Here is a 3,388-nt window from a genome sequence, read left to right as displayed (position 1 = left end):
TAATGCTGTTATTAGTGCTACCGCTCGTAAGCCAAATAGCGCCCCATTGTCCTGGGACATCATCATATAAGGTCTCTAAACGGTCTCCTTCAAAAATAACTTCGTTTTCCAAATTTGCTGTAATCGAATTACTTCCATTTATTTGTAAAGAGCCTTTATTGCTAACAATTATTCCAGAGTTAGCATGAAAGTACACTCTAGCTCCTGCATCAAAAAGAGCAGTTTTGTTGGAAGGAACGGCGGCATAACCGTAAATTACGTAGGGTTTGTTATTAGTAAAATGCAATTCGTTCCCATTTATAGGGTCATTTTCGTCGAGGTAAAAACCATAAATTTTTTCTTGACCTATTGGTAAACTTTCTGTTGTACCATCTGACAATCGTTTTGGATACAGAAAAACGGCATCTTGAATCAGTGTCACTAGCTCTACAGTTTGTAAATTAGCTCCACTGTCAAATTCTATTTTATCGGTATATAAAAGATCGGTTGCATTAGCATCAGCTATATTAGCGGTTGTTTCAATAAATATATACAAACTGTCTTTAGCTAATATTTCTACGTTTGTAAATAATTTTCCAGCATTTCCTTGCAAACCATCTACTGATAAACGGTATTTAGAATTCAGCCCTTTTCCAAGTTTTATAGAGGGAATATTAATGTCGTTTTTAGATTTATTATACACTTTTAAACGATACGTACTAGATCCAATATTTGAAAAAACAGTATCAAGGTACACTGTGTCGCGCGAAAAAACGAGACCTCCTGTACTTGGCACAGTTTCAAAATCAGCTCGACAAGAGCCTAAAGTAATAATTAATCCGAGAATTATAAGAATTGAGAAATGACGCATTGTAATTATTTTTAGTAAAAATAGGAAAAAACAATAGTTAATTGGTAAGAAATCAAAAATGTGATTTAATTAAAGATTAAATGGATGAATTACACAACATAATTAGGGTTGCCTTCAGATTTTGGCATTATAATAACAACTGTTTTACTCTTAAAATCACCTTGTTTTTGTTAAATTTACCGAATTAAAAAGTACAACATGACATTTGATAAAGAAAGAATTTTAAACTACTGCAACGAAGTTTCCAAGAATACCTTAATGGAGACCTTAAACATAAAATATGTGGATGCTGGCAAAGGTTTTTTAGTAGCAACAATGCCTGTGAATTCCTCCGTTCACCAACCCATGGGATTATTGCATGGAGGAGCTACTGTTGCCTTGGCAGAAAGCGTAGGTAGTGCAGCCTCCTTTTTATTTGTGAATACTGACATTAACGAAGTTCGAGGGATTGAGATAGCAGCCAATCATCTGAAAGCGAAACGTAATGGTGTAGTGACTGCAACTGCCAGAATTGTGCACCAAGGAAAAAGTATTCATTTGTGGGAAATAAAGATTACGGATGAAAACGATAATTTGATTTCAGTATGTAAATTAACCAATATGATTTTGCCAAAAAGAAAAAGGGAAGATAAATAATGAAAGTACAATTTGATAAAATTAACATTCATCTAACCCAGCAATTGCCTTTTGTGGTGTACTGCAAACCGAATAGCTCTAAAGTTGTAGGGCTTCTGCAGCAGGATGACCGTTTGTACGCTGCATCTGATTTTAAGGAAAGTGGATTTTTATTTGCTTCATTTGATGGGAATTCGAAAGTTATGATTCCGGAAGCCCTTTCGGATAGGATTACTTTTGATAAAGATTTTTCTGGTTTCGAACCTGAAGAGAAAATAATTGAGCATCAAAATACAAGCGAAAAGAAGAATTTTGAAACGCTTGTGCAGTCGGGTATCGATGCGATTTCTAGAAATAATTTTAAAAAAGTAGTTTTGTCTCGAAAAGAGACAGTCTCTTTAAATGAATTTGATTTGCTTGAGGCTTTTCAAAGATTACTTCAATTGTATCCTACCGCTTTTGTCTATTGTTTTTTTCACCCTAAAATCGGAACTTGGTTGGGTGCAACGCCTGAACAATTAATACAGTCTGACGGGAAAGGTTTTGAAACAGTATCCTTAGCAGGGACGCAAAAAGATGTGGGTAATACCCAAATAAAATGGCATTCTAAGGAGCAAGAAGAACAGCAATTTGTGACCGATTATATCGTAGAGAAGTTAAAAAATAAGGTCTCAGACTGTATGGTTTCTGCACCTTTTAACGTAAAAGCAGGACTTGTTTGGCACATTAAGACAACGATTAATGCAGTTTTTAATACTGATACAAATTTAAAGCAGATTGTTGAATTATTGCATCCTACACCCGCAGTTTGTGGCTTGCCGAAAGAAGATGCCAAAGCGTTTATTCTTAAAAAAGAGGGTTACGATAGGAAATTTTATACTGGTTTTTTAGGTGAATTAAATAGTAAGGATGTAAATAATGCTTCAACCTCTGATTTATTCGTAAATTTACGATGCATGGAGATTGATGGCGATCAAGCTCATATTTACATTGGTTGCGGAATCACCAAAGACAGTGTTCCAGAAAAAGAGTGGGAAGAAAGCCTTAATAAATCAGTAACGATGAAGCGAGTGTTGTCGTAATGAGCACTTACAATTATAAAGAACATAGAGTTAAATAAAGAATTCAATTCTTTAAATGATGATTACAGTATTAAATCCGTTTTTAGTGCTGGTAGATAATTAAAAATCAAGATAAATGAAACTAGATATATTAGCGTTTGGAGCACATCCTGATGATGTTGAATTGGGTTGTTCAGGAACTATTTTAAAAGAAGTCTCTTTAGGGAAAACAGTTGGAGTAATTGATTTAACCCGTGGTGAATTGGGCACTAGAGGTTCTGCTGAAATAAGAGATCAAGAGGCCGCTGCAGCTGCAAAAATATTGGGAGTCAGGGTTCGTGAAAACTTGGAAATGCGTGATGGCTTTTTTGTTAATGACGAAAAGCATCAATTAGCAGTAATTAAAATGCTTCGCAAATACCAGCCAGAAATCGTATTGTGTAATGCTGTAGATGATCGTCATATCGATCACGGTAAAGGTAGCAAGTTAGTATCCGATGCTTGTTTTTTATCTGGTTTAACCAAAATTGAAACAGAAATTAATGGTGTACCTCAAAAAGCGTGGAGACCAAAACTCGTTTATCATTATATTCAATGGAAAAATTCAGTTCCCGATTTTGTGGTAGACATAACTGGCTTTACCGATAAGAAGATTGCTTCAATTTTGGCTTATAGCTCTCAATTTTATGATCCAAATTCCAAAGAGCCTGAATCGCCAATTTCATCAAAAAACTTCCTAGAAAGTTTAAATTATAGATCAAGAGACTTAGGGCGATTAGTAGGAGTAGAGCATGCTGAAGGATTTACAGTGGAAAGATATTTGGCAGTCAATAGCTTAGCAGATTTGAAGTAAAATTGCTGA

General features: G+C 34.9%; 3 protein-coding genes and 1 pseudogene. 3 read left to right on the top strand and 1 reads right to left on the bottom strand.

Annotation, left to right across the window (positions count from 1 at the left end; translation table 11 throughout):
* Positions 1–850 (bottom strand): annotated as a pseudogene (locus P8M54_RS03240) (hypothetical protein); the annotation flags it as partial.
* Between the two features lie 198 nt (positions 851–1,048).
* Here P8M54_RS03240 and P8M54_RS03235 point away from each other — a divergent pair.
* The 3 genes from P8M54_RS03235 (at position 1,049) to bshB1 (ending at position 3,379) form a co-directional block, all read left to right on the top strand.
* Entirely contained in the window at positions 1,049–1,486 is a 438-nt protein-coding gene (locus P8M54_RS03235; protein ID WP_300285083.1) for a PaaI family thioesterase, read from the top strand.
* Complete coding sequence (locus tag P8M54_RS03230; RefSeq protein ID WP_300285080.1) at positions 1,486–2,547, top strand: isochorismate synthase; 1,062 nt, start codon at positions 1,486–1,488, stop codon at positions 2,545–2,547. Before P8M54_RS03235 ends, P8M54_RS03230 begins: the two co-directional genes overlap by 1 nt.
* A 115-nt stretch (positions 2,548–2,662) precedes the next feature.
* Entirely contained in the window at positions 2,663–3,379 is a 717-nt protein-coding gene (bshB1, locus tag P8M54_RS03225) for a bacillithiol biosynthesis deacetylase BshB1 (RefSeq protein WP_300285078.1), read from the top strand.
* The last annotated feature ends 9 nt before the right edge of the window (positions 3,380–3,388 follow it).

The organism is Flavobacterium sp. (assembly GCF_029242675.1).
In the GTDB taxonomy this organism is placed as follows: Bacteria; Bacteroidota; Bacteroidia; order Flavobacteriales; family Flavobacteriaceae; genus Flavobacterium.
The sequence above is the reverse complement of the archived record's forward strand: the minus strand, read 5'-3'. Positions and strand labels throughout refer to the sequence as shown.